Origin of the sequence: Acinetobacter sp. ANC 4204 (assembly GCF_002135205.1) — a bacterium.
In the GTDB taxonomy this organism is placed as follows: Bacteria; Pseudomonadota; Gammaproteobacteria; order Pseudomonadales; family Moraxellaceae; genus Acinetobacter.
The window spans coordinates 278,411-300,556 of record NZ_NEFZ01000001.1; the positions used below are offsets into that span (position 1 = coordinate 278,411).

Annotated in this window: 19 protein-coding genes and 3 pseudogenes; 14 read left to right on the plus strand and 8 right to left on the minus strand. The window is 38.5% G+C overall.

Features of this window, described 5'->3' with window-relative positions; translation table 11 throughout:
* Nucleotides 1–108: 108 nt before the first annotated feature.
* Nucleotides 109–407: pseudogene (locus tag B9T36_RS01390) on the plus strand (Arm DNA-binding domain-containing protein); the annotation flags it as partial.
* Nucleotides 408–459: 52 nt separating this feature from the next.
* Here the strand turns inward: B9T36_RS01390 and B9T36_RS01395 are convergent.
* From B9T36_RS01395 to B9T36_RS01405, 3 genes and pseudogenes are all read right to left on the minus strand, one after another.
* A pseudogene (locus B9T36_RS01395) lies at nt 460–860 on the minus strand (IS5 family transposase); the annotation flags it as partial.
* 252 nt (nt 861–1,112) lie between these two features.
* On the minus strand, nt 1,113–1,643 hold the full coding sequence (locus B9T36_RS01400; RefSeq protein WP_139841334.1) for a hypothetical protein: 531 nt from the start codon (nt 1,641–1,643) through the stop codon (nt 1,113–1,115).
* 945 nt (nt 1,644–2,588) lie between these two features.
* Nucleotides 2,589–3,293 carry a DUF1003 domain-containing protein gene (locus tag B9T36_RS01405; RefSeq protein WP_086207803.1) on the minus strand — a complete coding sequence of 235 codons (705 nt, stop codon included), beginning with the start codon at nt 3,291–3,293 and terminating at the stop codon, nt 2,589–2,591.
* A gap of 246 nt (nt 3,294–3,539) precedes the next feature.
* Here B9T36_RS01405 and B9T36_RS01410 point away from each other — a divergent pair, with 246 nt between their 5' ends.
* From B9T36_RS01410 to B9T36_RS01430, 5 genes are all read left to right on the plus strand, one after another.
* A complete protein-coding gene (locus B9T36_RS01410) occupies nt 3,540–4,694 on the plus strand; it encodes a catalase family protein (RefSeq protein ID WP_086207804.1) in 1,155 nt (384 codons plus the stop codon).
* Nucleotides 4,695–6,194: 1,500 nt separating this feature from the next.
* Entirely contained in the window at nt 6,195–6,569 is a 375-nt protein-coding gene (locus tag B9T36_RS01415; RefSeq protein ID WP_086207805.1) for an MCR_0457 family protein, read from the plus strand.
* 187 nt (nt 6,570–6,756) lie between these two features.
* Nucleotides 6,757–7,143 (plus strand): MCR_0457 family protein, encoded by a 387-nt coding sequence (locus B9T36_RS01420; protein WP_086207806.1) that lies wholly within the window; start codon nt 6,757–6,759, stop codon nt 7,141–7,143.
* A 117-nt stretch (nt 7,144–7,260) separates the two neighbouring features.
* Entirely contained in the window at nt 7,261–8,409 is a 1,149-nt protein-coding gene (gene dacC, locus B9T36_RS01425) for a D-alanyl-D-alanine carboxypeptidase PBP5/6 (RefSeq protein WP_086207807.1), read from the plus strand.
* Nucleotides 8,410–8,501: 92 nt separating this feature from the next.
* On the plus strand, nt 8,502–9,038 hold the full coding sequence (locus tag B9T36_RS01430) for a gamma carbonic anhydrase family protein (RefSeq protein ID WP_086207808.1): 537 nt from the start codon (nt 8,502–8,504) through the stop codon (nt 9,036–9,038).
* A gap of 34 nt (nt 9,039–9,072) precedes the next feature.
* Here the strand turns inward: B9T36_RS01430 and B9T36_RS01435 are convergent, their stop codons facing one another.
* Nucleotides 9,073–9,969 carry a LysR substrate-binding domain-containing protein gene (locus B9T36_RS01435; protein ID WP_086207809.1) on the minus strand — a complete coding sequence of 299 codons (897 nt, stop codon included), beginning with the start codon at nt 9,967–9,969 and terminating at the stop codon, nt 9,073–9,075.
* A 125-nt stretch (nt 9,970–10,094) separates the two neighbouring features.
* Between B9T36_RS01435 and B9T36_RS01440 the strand changes: the two genes are divergently transcribed.
* Together B9T36_RS01440 and B9T36_RS01445 are read left to right on the plus strand one after the other, a co-directional pair.
* Nucleotides 10,095–10,772: a hydrolase gene (locus tag B9T36_RS01440; protein ID WP_086207810.1), complete on the plus strand. Its 678-nt coding sequence runs from the start codon at nt 10,095–10,097 to the stop codon at nt 10,770–10,772.
* A gap of 288 nt (nt 10,773–11,060) precedes the next feature.
* Nucleotides 11,061–11,570 (plus strand): polyketide cyclase, encoded by a 510-nt coding sequence (locus B9T36_RS01445; protein ID WP_086207811.1) that lies wholly within the window; start codon nt 11,061–11,063, stop codon nt 11,568–11,570.
* A 7-nt stretch (nt 11,571–11,577) separates the two neighbouring features.
* Here B9T36_RS01445 and B9T36_RS01450 read toward each other — a convergent pair whose 3' ends face one another.
* Nucleotides 11,578–12,489: a LysR family transcriptional regulator gene (locus B9T36_RS01450; RefSeq protein ID WP_086207812.1), complete on the minus strand. Its 912-nt coding sequence runs from the start codon at nt 12,487–12,489 to the stop codon at nt 11,578–11,580.
* Nucleotides 12,490–12,679: 190 nt separating this feature from the next.
* Between B9T36_RS01450 and B9T36_RS01455 the strand changes: the two genes are divergently transcribed.
* The 5 genes from B9T36_RS01455 (at nt 12,680) to B9T36_RS01475 (ending at nt 17,245) form a co-directional block, all read left to right on the plus strand.
* Nucleotides 12,680–13,165 carry an NUDIX hydrolase gene (locus tag B9T36_RS01455; protein WP_086207813.1) on the plus strand — a complete coding sequence of 162 codons (486 nt, stop codon included), beginning with the start codon at nt 12,680–12,682 and terminating at the stop codon, nt 13,163–13,165.
* 4 nt (nt 13,166–13,169) lie between these two features.
* The gene (mnmA, locus tag B9T36_RS01460) at nt 13,170–14,303 is read left to right on the plus strand and encodes a tRNA 2-thiouridine(34) synthase MnmA (RefSeq protein WP_086207814.1); all 1,134 of its coding nucleotides are present in this window, start codon (nt 13,170–13,172) and stop codon (nt 14,301–14,303) included.
* A gap of 13 nt (nt 14,304–14,316) precedes the next feature.
* Nucleotides 14,317–15,048 carry a high frequency lysogenization protein HflD gene (gene hflD, locus B9T36_RS01465; protein WP_086207815.1) on the plus strand — a complete coding sequence of 244 codons (732 nt, stop codon included), beginning with the start codon at nt 14,317–14,319 and terminating at the stop codon, nt 15,046–15,048.
* Nucleotides 15,049–15,105: 57 nt separating this feature from the next.
* Nucleotides 15,106–16,494, plus strand: coding sequence for an adenylosuccinate lyase (purB, locus tag B9T36_RS01470; RefSeq protein ID WP_086207816.1), 1,389 nt, complete (start codon nt 15,106–15,108; stop codon nt 16,492–16,494).
* Nucleotides 16,495–16,588: 94 nt separating this feature from the next.
* Complete coding sequence (locus tag B9T36_RS01475) at nt 16,589–17,245, plus strand: DUF2238 domain-containing protein (protein WP_086207817.1); 657 nt, start codon at nt 16,589–16,591, stop codon at nt 17,243–17,245.
* A gap of 123 nt (nt 17,246–17,368) precedes the next feature.
* On the opposite strand, the gene B9T36_RS01480 is transcribed toward B9T36_RS01475, so the two are convergent.
* From B9T36_RS01480 to ubiH, 3 genes are all read right to left on the minus strand, one after another.
* Nucleotides 17,369–17,620: a hypothetical protein gene (locus tag B9T36_RS01480; RefSeq protein ID WP_086207818.1), complete on the minus strand. Its 252-nt coding sequence runs from the start codon at nt 17,618–17,620 to the stop codon at nt 17,369–17,371.
* A gap of 175 nt (nt 17,621–17,795) precedes the next feature.
* Nucleotides 17,796–19,040, minus strand: a complete 1,245-nt coding sequence (locus tag B9T36_RS01485; protein WP_086207819.1) for an FAD-dependent monooxygenase — start codon at nt 19,038–19,040, stop codon at nt 17,796–17,798.
* Nucleotides 19,037–20,245 carry a 2-octaprenyl-6-methoxyphenyl hydroxylase gene (gene ubiH / locus B9T36_RS01490; protein ID WP_086207820.1) on the minus strand — a complete coding sequence of 403 codons (1,209 nt, stop codon included), beginning with the start codon at nt 20,243–20,245 and terminating at the stop codon, nt 19,037–19,039. Before ubiH ends, B9T36_RS01485 begins: the two co-directional genes overlap by 4 nt.
* A gap of 727 nt (nt 20,246–20,972) precedes the next feature.
* On the opposite strand from ubiH, the pseudogene B9T36_RS01500 reads away from it, so the two are divergent.
* A pseudogene (locus tag B9T36_RS01500) lies at nt 20,973–22,145 on the plus strand (IS3 family transposase).
* The last annotated feature ends 1 nt before the right edge of the window (nt 22,146 follow it).

The following is a 22,146-nucleotide window of genomic DNA, read 5'->3' on the forward strand; positions in this document are numbered from 1 at the left end:
AAAAAAACCATTTATTTATCTTTAATTTTAGTCGATATAGGTTCGCATTAATCTGTTAAATAAACGGGTACTGTAGCAGGTAATTTATTCAACCTAACAGGTAACTCAATGCTTTCAGATACCAAAATAAAATCGCTAAAACCTAAAGAAAAAATATATAGAGTACTTGATGCAGAAAGGTTATACATTGAAGTTAGACCTACTGGCAAGAAGTTATGGCGCTTCAAATACACTTTGAATGGCAAAAAGGTACTATAAGTTTCGGTGAATACCTTCTCGTATCACTTGAAGAAGCACGTAAAAAGAAAGATGAATCTAGGGTCTTGTTAAAAAACGATATAAACCCTGTTGATGAAAAAAAGAAAAAGAAGATTGATGCAGTTCTAGCCACATCTAATACTTTTAAAAAGCTTTATTGCACAAAGATTTAAAAAATAAATACCCCTAAGCGACTCAAGTTTAAATAACAACTTGGGTATGAGGTCGGCTTAATTCTGTAAATTTATTTAAGACTGCCACACGTGCATGAATCTCATTGACTTGACTGTCAAAATTCTTAGCGCTGAGTTTATCGCCTAATAATTCGATACAATGCATCTTGGTTTCGAGCAAACTACGCAGATGATATCCAGACCACTTTTTCCAAATCATTCTTCCTAGACGTTTACTGTTTTCAATAATTCTTTTCTTTCTAAAGATTATACTTTTTTGTCTTTCCATGGTTTTGCATTTTTTCTTGGCGGAATCACTGCTTGCGCTTGACGATCTGAGATCACTCGTCTGCAGCATTTAGTGTCATAGGCTCCATCGGTATAGACAGAATCTATTCGCTCATCAAGTGGTATTTGACCAAGTAAATCAGAGTACCCGTGAATCACTGATAACGATAGGTTTGTGCAACAAAGCCCCTTAAACCGGACTCCATAGCAGAATTTTGAGCATTAATCGGCGTGATACCTCTCGCAAGCTCTTCTTGATGTTTCTTCTCGTAAGCAAACATATAAGCTTGAAGTAAATTGTGATTGAAATCAAAAGAACCGCTATATATTGTTCTGCTTCTTTATATGTAAAAATAGCTGTTGTCATAACTTTTTATCCTTCTTTTATTAAAATTACTTTTTTTTCTTTGGCGAAACCCACATTTTTGGCATACCTATGACTAAGTTCCAAAAGATATAAGTAATCCCGTAAAACATTAATGCACCTAGTATCCATAAACCCAACATAGAATTCGTGAATAATTTATAAAATGCTCCTCCACGACCTATGCTATCCGCACCTTCTAACATAACAATGAAAGGTAAAACAATTGCTACAGGTGATAGACACATATTCAATATTGAAACTAAAAACCTCTTAGGAATTGGGTGATTTAGCATTTTATGGTCATAAAGCAAATACGACACTATTAAAAATAGAGTAGGAAAAGAAAAAAAATACATTAAAAATATGTAAATCCAAGCTCTAACCTCCACAATATTTAACAATGAAACATCAATATAAAATGGAAAAAATCTTAATATCAATTCCAAATTACTCAGCACTATATATTTATCAAAAAAAACAATAAAAAACTCAGATAACAATACCATAGCTCCACTAAGTAAAAATGAAGCCTTTAAATCAAAACCTACCTTACCCATACCATACTCGCTTATCGACATAATATAAAAAACACAATAAAAAACACATTAAAATATTAATATTTCATTTATCCATCTCACCAAATACATCAAACAAACCTATTTTAAATATAATTTAACTCAATACTTTTTAATTAATACAACCCCTTCAAAAATAATAAAAACCTCTGATTCTCATAATTCACTACACCTAAAATCTGCTCTATATAATTAATTCGTTTTGGAGTTTTATCTGCTTGAAATAGCTTATTTTCGTAATGTACCTCCCCCATCAAACTGACAACAAAAAAAAGGGGCACTATGAACTAAAAATAAAGTTTTCTCAGTATTATTCCATTCAAATTTCCGCGCTATTGATCTAAAAAAATATGAATGCGTCCAGCACGCACAATACGATCCTGATTTTCTATTCTAAAAGTTATATACATTATTTTTATTCACAAGTGTTAAGCTTCTAGTTTATATCACTTTAAATATTTTTACCTAAAATTTAAATAAGATGCTTAAAAAATTAACAAAAACTCAAACTTAAATGATTGATGTTTCATGCTTTCAACCCATATTAAACATTTAAACCAAATCAGTTAAATTCATCACAGTTATTTAAGTGTATGCACCTAAGTTTATCTTAAACTTAGCCATTTTTAGTCAGCAATTAAAATCAGTAGATTTACAGATAATATGAAAACATTAGCTAAAGAATTTAATGCCTTCAACGCCAAAATAAAAACGTATAGCATCTTAGGTGCAGACTGCACTATACATTGAGATAAAGCCATCTGAAAAGTAGGAACAACGAGTCTGAATGAATATTCAGTTATTACTTTACAAAAGGAAGAAAGCAACAAGATAAAATAAGCTAGCTGCTTCAGGCTTAAGCATAGAAAACAAGCCAAAGAAAAGATAATCCAACCGATAAATTATATTCAGTATTTGTCCATCAAATTATTCATGTTTTTTACTCATTTCAGATAACAAATCCAGTTGTATTTCTTGTATTTGAGCTAATCTATTCCACTGATGCATCAATAGATGATCTAGTTTTTCATTTAAATGTTGAATTTCTAACTCCGCCTTTAAATTTATTTTATAATCGTTTTGCGAACGCAACCTGTCTTTGGCTTCTTGTCTATTTTGGCTCATCATAATAATGGGAGCCTGAACAGCTGCGATACAAGATAAAATTAAATTTAATAAAATAAAGGGATATGGATCCGCAGGATGTGAAACCATCACGACTGTATTGATAATAATCCAGATCGCAAGGAAAAGTGCAAAGCACATGAGAAAAGCCCAACTGCCACCAAAACTAGCAATTCTATCTGCCAATCTTTCCCCTAGACTCCAATTTTGATTGAGCTGATCTTCTACATTTTGAGTGATCACCTCATGGTGTTGCAGACTTTTAATGACTTCACGCTCAAGATCTGTGACCTCTCCTTTCTCAGATTTTAACAGTGAATGAACATACTGAATTCGATATTTGGCTAAATCTGCTTGGCAAATATAACTTTGCGGTGACCATTCGGGGAAGTCATGTGCAATTTCTTCGATGATGGATTTTCGTATTGTCCCCATAGGAATGATATTTTTAATGAGGAATTTTTCCCCACAGACTAGACACTCACGACTTTCATTTTTTTCACTCATGATCACTCGCTTTAATAATCATTATAGTTTTTGGGGAGATAAACATCATCGAACAAATTTCAAACTAATGTCAAATTTTCACCATTTCTCGGAGTAGCCCTTCATTAACATTTTTCTAGACAGTAGCCATGAATAAAAAAATGCCACAGATATCATCATTATTCTGTGTCTTAAATAAGGCTAAACAAGTTCATATCATCAGGCTAAAAATTAAAAAAATCCAGCTTTAGAGCAAGGAGACAATCAATGCCTAACTTCACAAGACCTATGCGCTTAGGTCTACTTTTTCATACCATATTACTCACAGGCATCGCTGCTAATGTAGATGCGAATACACCCTCTGTAGTGTTGAGTTCTCCTAAAGATTTTATGTACCCAGATATAGATCATGGTCTAAGTGAAAGTCTTTACCCGAATGAGGCCGCCACTGCTAAAGAAATCGCGAACATCATTGAAATGACGATCCGAAAACAATATGCCACAGAGATTGCGCTACGTGATGCGCACCCTAAAGCACATGGTTGCGTACGCGCAGAATTTAAGATAAATGAGACATTGCCTCCAAACATGGCCCATGGTGTTTTTATTCCGGGTAAAACTTATCAAGCATGGATTCGTTTTTCGAATGGATCGAGTAATGCAAAACAAACGGATATAAAAAAAGACGCACGCGGCATGGCGATCAAACTTTTAGCCGTACCAAAGAAAAACCTTTTAGATGAACTTGCGCCTACGCAAGATTTCATCATGATCAATCACCCTGTATTCTTTGTAAATGACCCTGCTCGTTATCTGTCATTTATGCAAGATATCAATAGCGATCAATTTCTAAAAAAATTGCATGCCCCTTTTGCATTAGGAGCGAAAGGAACTTGGATTGCGTTAAACACTAGAAATAAAATTTCAAATCCACTACAAACTAGATACTGGTCTATGGTGCCCTATCAGTTAGGAGTTGGCGCGCATCGTCAAGCGGTAAAGTACTCTGCTCGCGCATGTTCAACCGTTGTTAGCCCTATTCCTGTTACTCCTCAAAAGGACTTTTTAAGAGAGGCTCTTCGGACGACGGTACAAAACCATGATGCCTGCATGGAATTTCTAGTACAACCTCGGACATCCAGCTCAATGTCTGTTGAAGACTCGATGACGGAATGGAAAGAAGACCAAGCTCCTTTCTATAAGGTGGCCACTATTCGTATTCCTCAGCAAGTTTTTGATACCCCTGAGCAAAATAAGTTTTGTGAAAATCTATCCTTTACACCATGGCATGCATTAGCTGAACATAAACCACTGGGTGCGATAAACCGAATGCGCAAAGTCATATATGACCAGATTAGTCGCGTCAGACATGAGATGAATTCAGCTAAACAAACAAACGCTAACAATGTCGGAGATAAATAAGGAATGTCCTATGGTTAAACTCAATGGCCTGCCAAACCTCTCGCACAAACAATCATTTAAAACCAAATATTTAAATTAAATATTAATACATTTTATTCAACATTAGTTCGCACTAATCTGCCAAATAAACGGGTATTGTAGCGAGTAACTTCTTTAATCTAACGAGCAACTCAATGCTTTCAGATACCAAAATAAAATTGCTAAAGTCTAAAGAAAAAGACATAGAGCACCTGATAATGAAAGGCAATACATTGAATTTTAACCCACTGGCAAGAAGATATAGAAATTCAAATACATAAGAAAGCAGCAGCTGTAGTTTTTGGTGAAAATCTTATTATCCCACTCTTATCAGTCAACCAAATCATATATATATCTCCTTTCAAAAAATAAATAACCTACTTTCACATATTTAACCCTATAACAAGAAACATTTTGATCTATTTTTTCTTCAAAACTAAATTGTTTGGAATAATATGGAAAACCACTAATTCTTATATCCAATGTATTATAAATCTTACCATCAATATTGACATCATACTTCCAAGAATCACTACTACGTCTATGATGGTATTTATTCTCTAAGGATAAGCACCCTACAAGAATTTCTTTATCATCTAATGATAATTCTCGTGCTTTTTTTCAAAAAAATAATCAATAAAAAATGGGTGTATAATAACAATTATTAAAATTGGATATATTATACATATCATATAATCCTTCATCCTCTCCCCACACCTCCAATAAAATAAATATATAATTAAACATAGACCAACTATTTTAACAATTATTAAAAAATTGAAATATCCAAAAATTTATGCACTTTACTATTACTACACATTACATCTAAATTAAAAAAATAGCTTTAACTAATTTCATAACAACCCATATATTATTAAAATATATATTTAGACACTCATATTTTTAATTTACTTTTATCTTAATTAATAAATTTCACAGACTAACTTAAACTAGAACTCAGACTCACATAGTTCACCACACCTGAAATATGTATTATGTATTGCATTAGTTCTGTGTTTTTTCTGCTTAAATTAGCTTTATTGTTCTTAATATATCAAATCCATCAAGCTGACAACAAACAAAGGCTCACCAAGCTTTAAAAGAAAATCGATTGAAGTATTATGCTATTTTAAAACACACACATATTTGAAAAAATCAATTTTTCAAAGTAAATGGAATCACCACCTCTATTTCGCAATATTTTTAAATATTCAATTTTTTAAGTCTGAAGCCACCAACGCGTACAACTTCACCCTCCCAATACCGACTACAAACAACACTCAAGTTAGATGATAAAGCTTCGTAGTCATAAAAAAGAAGAAATATAAGAAATACCATGTAAAAAGCGAATATATTGAAAATCCAAATATTCACAACAGAAATCTCTATTAAAAAATGACCGGTCAGAACTTTTCATTGAATTCTAACTGAAAATATATATATTGGTTGCTCCGTATCCACCATAAATATGTGATTTTAAAAATGATTAAAAGCTTAACATTACGTAATTTCTTCGGATTAGGCATGGCTATCATGATCTCTCAATCTGCTTTTGCACTAGAGGGATTAAGCACAGAAGAAGCCAATACCATTGTGAAAGAAGATATTGCAGCAGCGCAAGTCATGACTGAATTTTGCCCTGCTTTGGTGGGTCAAGCTCCTAAAATTGAAAGTAACATCCAAGCGCTGATTCAAACATATTTGCAAGATTATTCTGACAAGTCGATGACATACGCAAAATTACAGTCAGATAGCGAATACCAATCTATCCTCAAAGCGGCACGTGCAGATGCAAACGGTTCAGACAAAGCAGAACAAAAATCTGTATGTGATGATGTCGTAAACTTTGAAGGTTAATTGAGTAGCCAGCCGTGCAGAATAAAAAAGGTGAATAAATCAAAATATTCACCTTTTTTAACATCAAAAATGTCAACACTGTAAATTTACCTCAACAGCTTCTATACATTTATTCGCTTACATTTACTTAAAATTTGTTTAAGCTCATCATATTATGGCACTAACAAGTATGGTCTTAAGGTTTCAAATGAATTTGAATATGATGAAAAAAGTGATTTTAGCGGTGTGCAGTTCTACTTTAATGGTCATCAGTTCCGCGCAAGCAGCCACTAAAGATGAAAATATTGAAGTCACCCCACTACAACAAGTGACTCAACAAGAATTAGCTGCAATTTATGTACTCTCAGAAGTTTGCCCAGATCTAGTTTCTGACCAAAAGCAGTTTGAAAATGGCTATAACTCTTTAGCAAAAGAGTATCTTCCACAACAAGAAAACCCTACTGCATATCTGAAAAAACTCAGTAAAGAAAAAAAATTCAAGCCAATTTTAGCTGAAGCGCAAGCCGATGCAAAAAAAGCAGGCAAAGCAAAGAATCAAGAAATTTGTACAGAATTGAGTACTTACAGCAAATAATACCAATTGGTTACAATATCTTTAAAATAAGCCGATTTCTCCCATAGAAGTCGGCAGAACTTTGCCCTAAAATGCAAGGCTCTCGTGCTTATACTAAAGAAATCGGAACCCCTTAGAATGATTCAAAAAAGCGCCCTTGCTGCGGCATTACTTGTACCAAGCATTTCCTTTGCAGCAACTGTCTTATCCTCACCACCAGAACTAAATAATAAATCATACGTGCTGATGGACTATGAGACTGGGCAAATCCTCGCATCAAAAAATGAAAACGAAAAATTAGCACCTGCCTCAATGACAAAAATGATGACCAGCTTCATTATTGAACAGAAATTGCTGGCAGGTGAACTGACTGAAAATGAAAAAGTTCGCATGAACGAATCTGCATGGTGTCGTGGCAGCAGTTCAGAATCATGTATGTATGTTCCTTTGAACGGTACTGCAACTGCATTAGAGATGCTACGAGGCATTATCATTCAATCGGGAAATGATGCATCTAAAGCGATGGCTGAGCACATTGCTGGTAACGAAGGTACTTTCGTACATATGATGAATTCTGAAGCAAAACGTATCGGTATGAGCAATACCAGCTTTATGAATTCAACTGGTATGCCAGCTGAAGGTCACTACTCAACCGCTAAAGACATGGCAACGCTTGCACAGCATATCATTCATGATAGCTCAAAATACTATCCTATTTATTCTGAAAAAGAGTTTAGCTTTAACGGCATTAAACAAGGTAACCGAAATGCCTTGCTTTATACCGACCCAAGTGTCGATGGTTTGAAAACCGGCCATACTGATGAAGCAGGTTATTGTTTGACCACATCAGCAAAACGCGGGCCTATGCGTTTAATTTCGGTGATTTTTGGTGCGCCAAGCATGCAAGAACGCGCAACACAAACACGTGAAATTTTAGCGTGGGGTTATGCGAACTTTGAAACTAAAAACGTACAAGCAGCGAACCAAGTTTTAGCCAAATCGAAAGTGTGGTTTGGTAAAGACAGTGAAGTCCCTGTGGGCCTAGCTGAAACGTTCAACGTGACCATGCCTAAAGGTCAAGCCAACTCTATTAAAACGCAGATTGTAGTTCAACCGAAACTCACTGCACCGTTGAAAAAGGGTCAAGTGGTTGGTAAATACGTTGCAAGCCTTGATGGTAAAGTGATTGCTGAAAAGCCACTGGTTGCATTAAAAGATGTTGAAGAAGCAGGCTTCTTTGCGCGTATGTTAGATCACATCAAACAATTCTTCTCAAACTTATTCTAAGTCATATTTAGACTTAAGTTAAAGCATCCACACCTCGGTCTGGGTGCTTTTTTATTTTATAATGAGCACCTACATAAAAGCAGAACACCAATATGGCTAAAAATATTCGCCCCTATTTGAACACCACACCGCAACTGGGTAACAATTGCTATATTGATGAAATGTCCGTAGTGATTGGCGATGTCATTTTGGCTGACAATGTTTCAGTCTGGCCTTTTGCTGTGATTCGAGGCGATGTAAATTCAATCAGAATTGGTAAAAACTCAAATGTACAAGACCATGCGATGCTGCATGTCAGTCATAAAAAAGTAGACAAACCTAACGGTTCTCCTTTGATCATTGGTGATGATGTGACTATTGGACATCATGTCACTTTACATGGTTGTACTATTGGCAATCGTGTACTGATTGGCATCAACAGCATTGTTTTGGATGATGTCGTTATTCCTGACGATGTCATGATTGGTGCAGGCACACTAGTGCCTCCTGGAAAAGTGCTGGAAAGTGGCTATTTATATGTCGGAAGCCCAGCTAAAAAGGTACGCCCACTTACGGAAAAAGAATTAGCATTTTTACCCTATTCAGCACAAAACTATGTGAAAGTTTCAGGGCATTATTTAGAGTCATAGGCCCATGTGCGAGTTGCATCGCACTTTTCATTTCTTAATATTTTTCAAATGCTGTCACCAAAAAGTCAATTAAGGCTTTCACTGATGGTAACAAACCACGTCTAGAGGTATAGGCTAAGTGAATCAACTCTGGTTTTGGCTCCCAGTTTGGAATTACTTTGACTAAACGCCCTTCTTTTAAATCCTGATGAATAATTAGTTCAGGCAACTTGGCAATCCCAAGACCTTGTAAAGTCGCTACATGCAATGCGTTGAGATCGGTAGTGGTCAGTCTCGGTTCACACTTCAGCACGTATAGTTCTTCATTTTCATCGAATAATTTCCAATGATATTCAGGTACAAATGACTCCATCATCAACACAGGCCATTGATTTAACTCTTTAGGATGTTGAATGGAAAACTGCTGATAGGCCAATTGTGGACTCGCCACAATAAACTGCCGAGACAAAGACAAGTTACGTACAACGAGTCCACTATCTTCTAGTGGTAAGGGGCGGATACGTATTGCTAGATCGTAACGCTCATTCATCAAATCTACTTTTCGATTGGTGGCTTCAACATGTAAACGCACTTTGGGATATTTCTTTAAAAAATCATTCAGCATAGTGCTGACATTCAAATGCAATAAATTCACAGGACATGAGATTTTCACTGTGCCTACAGGTTCTAAACTGAGCATTTCAATAGCTGCATCGGCCGCTTCCGCCTCAATAATCATGGCTTGGCAGTGCTGATAATAGACTTTTCCAACTTCCGTCACGGACACACTGCGTGTGGTTCGGTTGAGTAACTTTACCCCTAAACGGTTTTCCAACTCCGCAATACGACGACTCAGCAAGGATTTAGTGATCATCAGTTCATTACTGGCTGCGGAAAAACCGCCGTACTCGATCACTTTGGCAAAATAATACAGGTCATTAAAATCTTTCATCTACAATCCCTGAACATCTAATTGTTCTTTTAGTATGACAATGTTTCCCATATTAGGTATTTTTTCACCTTTGTCATGAAATTAACATAGCAATCACCAGTTAATCCATACAAAAGGTAATAAAAATGTCTACTCCAGCAAACTTCAATGGCCAACGTCCTGTGATTGATCCAACAGATTCAGCGATGCTTTTAATTGACCATCAAAGTGGTTTATTTCAAACTGTAGGTGATATGCCGATGCCTGAATTGCGTCAACGCGCGGCGGCTTTGGCAAAAATTGCATCACTCGCCAATATTCCAGTCATTACAACAGCTTCTGTTCCTCAAGGTCCAAATGGTCCCCTAATTCCAGAAATACACCAAAATGCCCCACATGCACAATATGTAGCACGTAAAGGCGAAATTAATGCATGGGATAACCCAGACTTTGTCGATGCAGTCAAAGCGACAGGGAAAAAGACGTTAATTATTGCAGGAACCATTACTAGTGTATGTATGGCTTTCCCTGCGATTAGTGCAGTTGCTGAAGGTTATAAAGTTTTCGCAGTGATTGATGCTTCAGGGACATACACCAAAATGGCAGAGGAAATTACTCTTGCACGTGTGGTTCAAGCAGGTGTTGTACCGACGGATACTGCGGCAGTTGCTTCTGAAATCCAAAAAACATGGAATCGTGAAGATGCTCAGGAATGGGCTCAAGTCTACACTCAGATCTTTCCTGCTTATGCACTATTGATGGAAAGCTATGTGAAAGCGCAAGAAGTCGTTCAAAATAACGAAGTTTTAGATTCCAATCGCTAATCTAAAATAATCAAGGCTGAACCGCCATTAACCGTTTAAAGCTAAATTGAAAATAAATAGGCATCTCATTATAGGTGCCTATTTTGCTGAACTGAAGTTTAAATCAGTCCAAGTCACTCATTTTTAAAATAAACGATATATTTATCAAAATCTTAAAATAAAAAATCACATTAAAAATGAGTACCGTTTAGATATAAAAAAAACGTATAATTAAAATTAAAGAATACAATTAGTATTATATACAAGAGCAGTAGATCATTTGAATCCTAGAAAACAACAGTATTTAACATGCTTAACGCAATCCACTGGCCTGAAAATTACCTCCCTGGACATACCGATAACTTTGTTTCGAATGAAGTGATTGTTTCAAACTTATCCGTTCAAGATATTTGGCCTTTTTTAGTCAATGCGCATCTATGGCCTTCATATTATGGAAACGCCTCAGATATTGATTTGAATGGTGCAGAATACTTAGAACTCAACTTAGTCTTTTTCTTTAAAACTTTTGGCTTTCCAGTCAATGCTCAGGTCGTTGAGTATGCCCCGCCTAAAGATCATCAACCCGCTAGAATCGCATGGCATGGCTGGGCAGGTGAACCAGATTGTAGTGATCGCTTGGATGTCCACCATGCTTGGTTGATTGAAGACCTTCCTCATGACCGCGTCCGTATTTTGACTCAAGAAACCCAAATAGGTCGACCAGCTCAAGAATTAGCACACACTAAACCGAACCCGATGTTAAATGGACACCAAGACTGGTTAGACGGTCTAGTTAAAATAGCAAAATCTAAAATTTAGAGAGCTCTCAGCACAGACTTCCCTTCGCTGTCTGAATTAATAAGAGCCGTAACCACTGCTGGGCAGCATCACGGTGGTTACGTTCATGCCAAGCCAGTGTTTTAGTAAAGTGAGGGATATCTAAAGGAGGTTCAAAAACTTTAAAACCTTGCAGATTCTGAGTTAAACGTGACGGCACAACAGCGATTAAGTCTGTCGTACTCAAAATCGCAGGCAAGATCAAAAAACTATTCACCGACAACATTACCTGTCGTCTTTTTTTTAGTCCTTTAAGCTGTAAGTCAGTCACCCCAACAAATTGTCCACCATCATGAGAAATCAAAGCATGATCTGTAGAACAGAAATCATCAATACTCAATTGTTTATTTTGTGCCATTTGATGTTGAGCACTCATGAGACAAACATAGTGTTCTTCAAATAAATCGTAAGTATGCAAATCTAAATGTGCATGTTCTGGTGTAATTAATGCAAAATCAATAACACCACGTTCTAATTGGGTAAATATCTCATCATTGTGCACAGAAACCACTGCAATTTGAACGTTAGGTGCAGAACGTCTCAGCGCAGCAATATAAGGTACCAAAATTGTCTTTAAAGCATAATCTGTAGCTGCAATACGTAGCGTAAGCTCAGCCTCTTTGGGCTCAAAAATACTGGGTTTTAGTAAAGTATGGATATCACTTAAAATATTTTTAACGACTGGCGCAAGTTCTAATGCCCTTAAAGTTGGGTTTATTCCCCGTTGAGAACGCGTAAATAATGGGTCTTCAAAATAGTCACGCAATCGCTGTAACATTCCACTCACAGCAGGCTGAGTGAGGTACAACTTTTTGGCCGCACCCGTTACACTACGCTCATCAAAAAGTGCATCAAAGGTCTTCAGTAAGTTGAGATCCAAATTTTTGATATCATGCTTCATGATATGAGAGCCTTAAATTTATTATTTTCATTATAAGCTAGAAAGTCTTATTCGCTACATAGAGTAAAAGTGTTTAAAAATTAGCTAATCATCATATTGAGCATATTCATCTTTCAAGAAAAAAACATTCAACATAGCCACCACGGCCTAAATTTTGTAGAATACCCTTTTCTCCCCATGGTGCTTTTACATGACCGCTTGGACAGCTCACGTGACCGTCGCAACCGTTGTTGAAAAAGACGGAAAATTTCTGTTTGTTGAAGAACACAGCGCTGGTGTGACACATACAGTATTTAACCAACCCGCAGGTCATGTTGAATCAGGTGAAACCCTCATCGAAGCTGCCATTCGAGAAACAATGGAAGAAACTGGACATGAAGTGTCTATAGATGCGTTATTGGGCATTTATACCTATACACCGCCCATGTTTCCAGATCGTACCTATTACCGTTTCTGCTTTTTAGCGCAGTCACTTCATCATAATCCAACAGCCGAACTCGATACAGGTATCGTCGGTGCAGTATGGATGACTTTGGATGAACTGCTCGAAACGGCTCGTGCGCGTAGTCCATTGGTGATTAAAGCAGTTCAAGACGCACTCGCGGGTCAAAAATATCCTTTATCGCTCGTTTATGAGCACCAAAATTCTCCTCTTATTTCAAGTTTGGATGCCTAGTCCTATGCAACAACGTGTCATCGTCGGTATGTCGGGTGGTGTAGATTCATCTGTTTCTGCTGCTCTTCTTCTTCAACAAGGTTATCAAGTTGAGGGTCTTTTCATGAAGAACTGGGAAGAAGACGACGGCACAGAATACTGCACAGCGATGGAAGACTTAGCCGATGCTCAAGCAGTCTGTGACAAACTAGGGATTAAGTTACACACCGCCAATTTTGCTATGGAATATTGGGATCGTGTATTTGAGCATTTCTTAGCGGAATATGCTGCGGGCCGTACCCCAAACCCAGATATTTTATGTAATAAAGAAATCAAATTCCGTGCGTTCTTAGATCATGCCATGCAACTAGGCGCGGACTTTATTGCAACTGGTCACTATGCACGTCGCGGCGAAACTATGACCAACTCTAAAGGTGAGGAATATGCACCTTTACTACGTGGTTTAGATAAAAATAAAGACCAAACCTATTTCTTACATGCTGTGCATGGTCGTGAAATTAATAAGACCTTGTTCCCAGTGGGTGAAATTGAAAAGCCAGAAGTACGTAAAATTGCGGAACAATATGACTTAGTCACGGCGAAGAAAAAAGACTCAACGGGCATCTGTTTTATTGGTGAACGTCGTTTTAATGACTTCTTAAAACAATACCTACCTGCACAAGCTGGAAAAATCGTCTTAGATGATGGCAAAGAGGTTGGTGAACATCACGGCTTAATGTACTATACGCTCGGTCAACGCGGTGGTATTGGTATTGGTGGTTTGAAAGGTGTCGCTGAAGGTGCATGGTTCGTTCTACATAAAGATATTGAAAACAACCGTTTGGTGATTGGTCAAGGTCATGAACATCCACTCATGCAAAGTACTACACTTTGGAGTGAAGCGATTGACTGGGTCGCAGGTGAAATGCAGATTCCTGAGACAGGTTTCCGTTGTACCTCTCGGACGCGCTATCGCCAAGATGACCAAGATTGTGTGATCTTTAATGATCCGACTACCCCAGGTGGCGTACGCGTTGAGTTCGATGAACCGCAACGTGCCGTGACTCCGGGTCAGAGTGTCGTATTCTACTCAGGTGAAGTTTGTTTAGGCGGTGGCGTGATTCATCATACCAATGCTCCTAAACCTGATTTTATTTAAAGGATTTTAAGACATGGCTGAGTTACCGTTTCAACAGCCTCAAACTTTGAACGAACGCCAAAACCGAGCGTTGGCGTTGGCGGCTGTGTTTCAGTCTGCGCAACTAACGCATATGACCGCCTTGAGCGGTCAGCAAAGTATTGGGGAAAGCGGTAACTTCTATTTAGAGCAGTTGATTAAAGCCAGTTTAAATATCCGACCAAAGGGCAACCAAAGCGGACAAACCTTAGACTTCTTTCATCAATTAGCGGACATCTCCTTAGGACTGAAAACCTTAGAAAGTAGCATTACCCAACCCTTTAATACCTCACCCAAAACTCGAATTCCTAAATTATCCACTGCTAAACTTCCCATGACCTATGCCATGGCACTCTTACAATTAGAAAAGAAAGTGTATAGCAACCCCAAATTCGTTGAAATTATTGAACAGTCCCAACAAAAAATTTTAAGACAGCTTTCTTTTTTCGATAATAACTATTTGCACCCAAGCATCATTGCCAACCTCGCACAAACCTACGTAGACACTGCAGGACAAATTAACCCACGCATTATGGTGCGAGGCAATGCAGAAGCATTTAAAGATTCATCACATACCAACCGCATTCGTGCTTCCCTCTTTACAGGCTTACAATTGGCACATTTATGGCGTCAGCTCGGTGGAAGTTCATGGGGCATGGTGTTTAGCAAACGCAAATTGCTTAAAGATATTCAAGATCTCGCTCGTTTACAGTATCAGGTGATTTAACACATGATCGACGGGCTTTTTAGTTTTACGTTTAATTCCAAAGTTTAAGGAATCGCTATGAACGCTTTAACCGCACTTTCTCCATTAGATGGACGCTACGCTAGCAAATGTGATGCGCTTCGTCCTTTCCTCTCTGAGTTTGGTTTAATCCATGCTCGTGTGACTGTTGAAGTGCGTTGGTTACAAGCGCTTGCAAACCGTCCAGAAATCACTGAAGTCCCTGCATTTAGCGCTGCGACCAATACTGCACTTGATGCAATTGTTGCTGATTTTTCTGAAAGCGATGCAAATCGTATCAAAGAAATCGAACGCACTACAAATCACGATGTAAAAGCGGTTGAATACTTCCTGAAAGAAAAAATTGAAGGTATTGAAGAACTTAAATATGCAAGTGAATTCATTCACTTTGCATGTACATCTGAAGACATCAACAACTTGTCTCATGCACTAATGCTGAAAAGTGGTCGTGATGTATTGGTTGCCTCTATGCAGCAAATCATTGACTCAATCGTAGCATTGTCTGAAAAGCATGCTGACCAACCTATGTTGTCTCGTACACATGGTCAGACTGCAAGCCCAACCACTTTGGGTAAAGAAATGGCGAACGTAGCATATCGTCTTGCACGCCAAATCAAACAATTCAAACAAGTTGAACTTTTAGGCAAAATTAACGGTGCGGTAGGTAACTATAACGCCCACCTTTCTGCTTACCCAGACATTAACTGGCCTGCGCACTCACAAGCATTCGTTGAGTCTTTAGGTCTAAGCTTTAACCCATACACCACTCAAATCGAACCACATGACTACATGGCGGAACTGTTTGATGCTTTACGTCGTTTCAACACGATTTTGATCGACTTTAACCGTGACGTTTGGGGCTACATCTCTTTAGGTTTCTTCAAGCAAAAACTGAAAGACGGTGAAGTGGGTTCTTCAACAATGCCACACAAAGTGAACCCAATTGACTTTGAAAACTCAGAAGGTAACTTAGGCTTAGCCAATGCAGTATTGGCTCACTTGGGTGAAAAACTTCCAATTTCTCGCTGGCAGCGTGACCTAACGGACTCAACTGTACTACGTAACATGGGTGTTGGTTTTGCACAAAGCTTGATTGCTTTTGAAGCATGTTCAAAAGGTATTGGTAAACTTGAACTAAATGCTGCACGTATTGACGAAGACTTGAACAATGCGCAAGAAGTTCTAGCTGAACCAATTCAAACCGTTATGCGTCGTTACAACGTTGAAAAGCCATACGAAAAATTAAAAGCATTAACACGTGGTCAAGCGATGACGCGTGACATGATGGTTGACTTCGTTAATGGTAATGAACTTGAAGCTGTTCCTGCTGCTGACCGTGCACGTTTAGCTGAAATGACGCCTGCAACCTATACAGGTAATGCAGCTGAACAAGCAAAACAAGTTGCGGACTTAATTTCTAAAATCTAACTTTTAGAAATTAAAAAAGCGAAGCTTAGGCTTCGCTTTTTTATTTATAATACAAACAAGCATATTGCATACATCTCATTGAAAAAATAAAAAGATGACAACCATACTGAAAACATCAACCACAGAAAATCCCATCAACGATCAACTGGAAAGGCCACATTGGATCTGTCTCATCCTGCTTTGTTTAGCAGTGGCTTTGGCTTCAATCCACCCGCTTGAACTCAGCTCTTATATCTTGCATCAGGTCGGAACTGTGTTCATGCTAATTACGCTGATCATTTGTCTGTATAAACTCGGACTCAGCTTGATGAGTTTTGTGCTGTATATTGTTTTTTTGCTGATTCATATACTTGGCGCACATTATCTGTATTCTTATGTACCCTATAATGAATGGTCGATCCAATACTTAAACCTTGACCTCAACCAGAGTTTAGGTTGGACACGTAATATGTATGATCGCTTTGTACATTTAGCATACGGTCTACTGCTCTACCCATTTTTCTATCGTGTATTTCAAGTCTGGTTACCGCAACTTTCAAAACTGACACTATTCCTTTTGGTGATTCAGTTTGTGATGGCAAGCAGTCTGATTTATGAATGGATTGAATGGCTGATTGCGATGGGCTTATCACCTGAAGATGCTGAAAATTATAATGGCCAGCAAGGTGACATGTGGGATGCTCACAAAGATATGCTATTAGCAACCGTTGGCTCAATCATCACAGGCATCATTTACTTATTTAAAAGCTAATCAACAGTTAGTCGAATAGAGGCAACTGACGACTGTACAAAATTGATTGCACGTATTGTAATTGATGCACGAAACTTTAAGCAGACCATAAAAAAACACCACGTTGGTGGTGTTTTATAAACATCAATCTTTTGCAGACTCATCTGCTGGCACTTCTGTGATACGACCACCACGTGCGAGAAAAGCAGCCACTTCATCTTCTAGCGCTTGGCGCTGTTTCAATTTCGCAGTCACAGTGAGTGTCTCAGCTTCGGCAACATCACCATCACTTGCTGCATTTTCAGAAGAATCTGATGCGCCCTTTTCAGCGGCTTGTGCTTCATCCTCATCAACCGCTGAGTCTTCTACATCATCATAATCATTTGAATCAGTCATCTTAATCTCCCCACAAATGACCTTTAAGGTTCCAATGTATTACTGGTTTTCAATTATGTTGAAATTTAACAAGCTCTCAGCCTTTCGCATAGTCTTATTCACCAGAAAATCGTATCTTTTTTAATCAAAATCGTAATCTTATTTTACGACTGGCTAAAAAATAACACTTCCCGTCTTAGACAGCATAACGCGTCTCTTTGAGCAACCCTAAACCATTGGCCTGTGTCATAAAAGCATCTTTTAATACAGGCAATTTTTCAACCTGTTTCAAACCAAAGTTTCGTGCCCACACTACGGGAAAGAGTTGTGTAGTTTCCATCCAACCAATCGCAGACATGCTATGCATCATGGCATCATTTTGTCCTTTACGGCGGTGTTCATAACGCTTCAATGTTTGCTCATTTGCCCATACGCCACGTGCTAGATCATGTAGTAATGCATCACATAGTACAGCTGCATCAAGACAACCGATATTCACCCCCTGTCCCGCCAACGGATGAATCACATGAGCCGCATCACCAATTAAAGCCAAACCCGCTTTAACATATTGTTGTGCAGCACGTGCTTTGAGTGGGAAAGTAGCACGCGGTGTCGCTTCCAACACTTCGCCTAACATGTGGTGACTTTCTCGCGTTAACAGCTCGGTAAATTCAGCATCTGAAAGTGCAGCATATTCATCTGCATAATCATCAGGTAAAGTCCATACGATCGACTGCCAATGTCCTGCTTGCTCTGGTTTTAAACTCGCCATCGGTAAAAATGCCAAAGGGCCAGTTTCTAAGAAAATCTGACGTGCAACATATTGATGTGGCTGTGCCGTCCGAATGGCGCAACTCAAACCCGCTTGTTTGTAGTCGAGTACATCAATATCAATAAATGCTTGCTCTCGTACAAAAGAGTTTGCACCATCTGCGCCAATCACCAGTTTGGTTTTTAGCACCGTGCCATCGGCTAAATGGATATACCATAACCCAACACCTTCTTCGACACGGGCAACTTTAACTTGGGTGCGGTAATCATTGAGTACATTAAGCATTTGCTGTTGAATCGCTAAATTGAGCAAACTTGGCTCGACCATAGAACCGAGAGCTTGTTCGCCTTGCGGTTCCTGCTGGGACGCATGACCAAAGTTAATTTCACCATAGCCATTTTTATTCCACACCTGCATGCCGCTATAGGGCATCTGGCGGGCAATTTTATCCCAAACATCAATGGTTTTAAGCAAATGTATCGTTGCTTGACTGAGTGCCAAAACACGTGGGTTGGCAATGCTTAGCGTTTTTTGTTCATCTAAAATAGGCGCAGCATCCAGTACTGTCGCTTGCACACCACCCTGTGCTAAAAGTAAGGCTGTCAGTCCACCAACTAAACCACCGCCAATGATCACCACATCTAAAATATCAGCTTGAACTTGGCTCATGCTTTTAGCCCCATGGCATAGTTAGCTACTAGCGGTTTAATGCCTGGAATTGTATCAAATGCGACCAGCCCCGTGTTTCGAATAAATTTTAAGATCGGGTTGCTGTTGCTAAAACCACGCACTACAGAGTCGCAGAACTTAATTACACGCTGTTGGTCAGTCAAACGTGAAGCTTCATAGGATTGCAACATCGTTGCATCACCCAAGTCTGCATCTTGCGCACTTTGTTCCGTTAAATAACGGACCAAGACGTGCGCATCACGCATACATAGGTTAAAACCTTGCCCTGCAACAGGGTGAATAGTATGCGCGGCATTGCCCATTAACACCACCCGTCCTGCGGCCTGCTTTTCTGCTAGTACTTGTGATAATGGAAAACTAAAACGCTTACCTGTTTTTTGGAATTTACCTGCACGATCGCCATAGGTTTCTTGTAAGGCATTTAAAAAGTGTTGGTCATTTTCATCGCCCAACCATTCCCCTTCAGTACCCTTTTGCACAGGCCACACCACAGAACGACGGTATTCACCCGGAAGCGGTAACAATGCCAATGGCCCTAAACTACTAAAGCGCTCGAAACCCACATGGTTGTGCGGTTTTGAGGTTTGTACGGTAGTCACAATAGCGACTTGGTCATAGTCATGTTCTGAAGCGCCTATTCCTAAAGCTTTACGGCAGAATGAATCACGTCCATCTGCAGCAATAATGAGTTTTGCTTGCATTGAAAGTTCATCTTCTCCACGGTTTGCTTCAATGTACGCCAAATCAGCATCTTGCGTTAGTTGAGTGACTTGTACACCATCAATCAACTCAATAAGTGGCTGTTTTTGAACTTCTGTCAGTAGCACACGACCGAGCCATGCGTTTTCGATGACTTGCCCGAAGCTTTCGACTTTTTCTTGTTCTGCTTTAAGACGCGCCTTACCAAAGCTGCCTTGTTCGGTGATATTTACTTCTAAAATAGGCGTTGCATGTTCTTGTAACGCACTCCATAAGCCCAGTTCTTGGTAAATTTGGACTGTACGACGTGAAAGTGCGCTGTTTCTTGCATCAAAGCTAGAATGGTATGGCACAAGGTTTACATCATCATAATTTGGGTATTTGATCGCTTCTAAAAGCTTCACCGCAATGTTTTGTTTGGCTAACATCAACGCCAGACTGAGTCCGACCATACCACCACCAACTATGATGACTTCTTGTTGCATGCTTCTATCCTTTTTATGGTGTACCTAAAGTCAAAAACTTCAAATACCTATAAGTTTTAATGGATTTATATTACATCAAAGATTTTATTTTTTATAATGAAATGGATGTTTTTGCGTACTTTCAGCGTAAAGTGTCATGCCATGATTTCTGAAAAGACAGTTTTCTAATTTTCATCAAAACTTGTTCAGAACACTGTTTAAACAGACTTATAAGAAATGTGGAGCTCTGACCTCAGAATAAGCGTGTAACGTGAATAATCACTAAAAAGCCCAAACAATTCAGATTGAGCTCTTTGATACAAAGTAAGTATTTGAATTTAAAAGCTAATTTTAAGAATTACGTATAAGGTGTATTATGTTAATTTTAGGAAATCTTATAAAAGAATAAAGTTTAATCTACTAATGTTTGGACCCATTGCAAGCTTCCGCTCATAGATATACCTACACCTAAATTTGCTATATGTAAGTATTCTTTTGGAATATAAGAAAATAATTTACCGTCAATGTAAGCAATCCAAAATTCTGGAGGTGGGCAATCGCACTCATCGAAGAACCCTTTAGTTTCTTCATATGCCAAGCAATCATACATAGAGCATGAAATATCAAACTCTAATATTCTTCCAGTAGAATTAAGTGAATGTGTCTGTTCTTTGACTTGATCCTAGCCAAAATAATGGACAATGATTCCCTCTAAAGATAACGTAACGTTAACTTTGGAGATGTAAAAATGGCTAAACGCTTTAGTCCAGAATTTAAACAACAAGCAATTGATTATGCACTTTCAAACTCGTACGAATCTGTGGCTGCTATCGCCCAGAAATTAGGTGTGGGTTATTCAACATTAGATAAATGGATTCGTGAGACCAACCCCACTGGTTCCAGCAAAAGACAGCTCTCGCCAGAACATGAGCAATATATTGCGCAAGATTCTCGATTTAGAAAAAGAAGTCAAACAACTCAGGGAAGCTAATGATATTTTAAAAAAGGCGCATGTGTACTTCCTGACAGATCATGCCAAGAAAAGTACACGGTAATCCAAGGCCTAACTGTGACTGAAATTACGGTTTCTTCTGCCTGTAAATGCCTAGGTGTCAGCACTTCGGGCTACTATGCTTGGCGAAAGAGACAGATTTACGTCAATCAGAAGTACACTGATTTAAAAGCTGTATATTGGCAACACCATGCTCGCTTAGGAGCACCTTCATTGGTGCACGACATGCATGATTTAGGTTACTGCATGAGTGAACGTACAGTTGGAAGGATGCTGAAAAAGCTCAGTTTACGCAGCAAGATTGCACGTAAATATAAGCATACGACTGATTCAAATCATCGTTTGCCGACGGCACCGAATTTATTAGATCGCCAGTTTACAGTCACTCTGCCAAATAAAGTTTGGACAACAGACATCACCTATATCCGAACCAAAGAAGGTTGGCTGTATTTATGTGTGATGCTAGATTTATTTAGTCGTCGTATTATAGGTTGGCAAACCAGCCATCGGATAGATCGTCAATTGGTATGTGATGCATTTAATTATGCAATGGCACGTCAGGGATATCCAACAGGTGTCATGGTGCATTCGGACCAAGGCTCACAGTACTGTAGTCGTGATTTTAGAGCACTATTATTGGCGAATAACTGTATTCAAAGCATGTCACGTAGGGGGAATTGTTGGGATAATGCGGTGACTGAAAGCTTCTTTCATACATTGAAAGGTCATGTGATACATGACAGTGTATTTGCCACTAGAAAAGAAGCCAATGCTGTCTTGTTTGAATATATTGAAGTTTACTACAATCGAATCAGACGACATTCTGCAAACGGCTGGTTAAGTCCTGAAGCCTTTGAACATAAATATTTTAAGAATTTAGAGGGATATGCTGTCCACGATACTGTCTAGG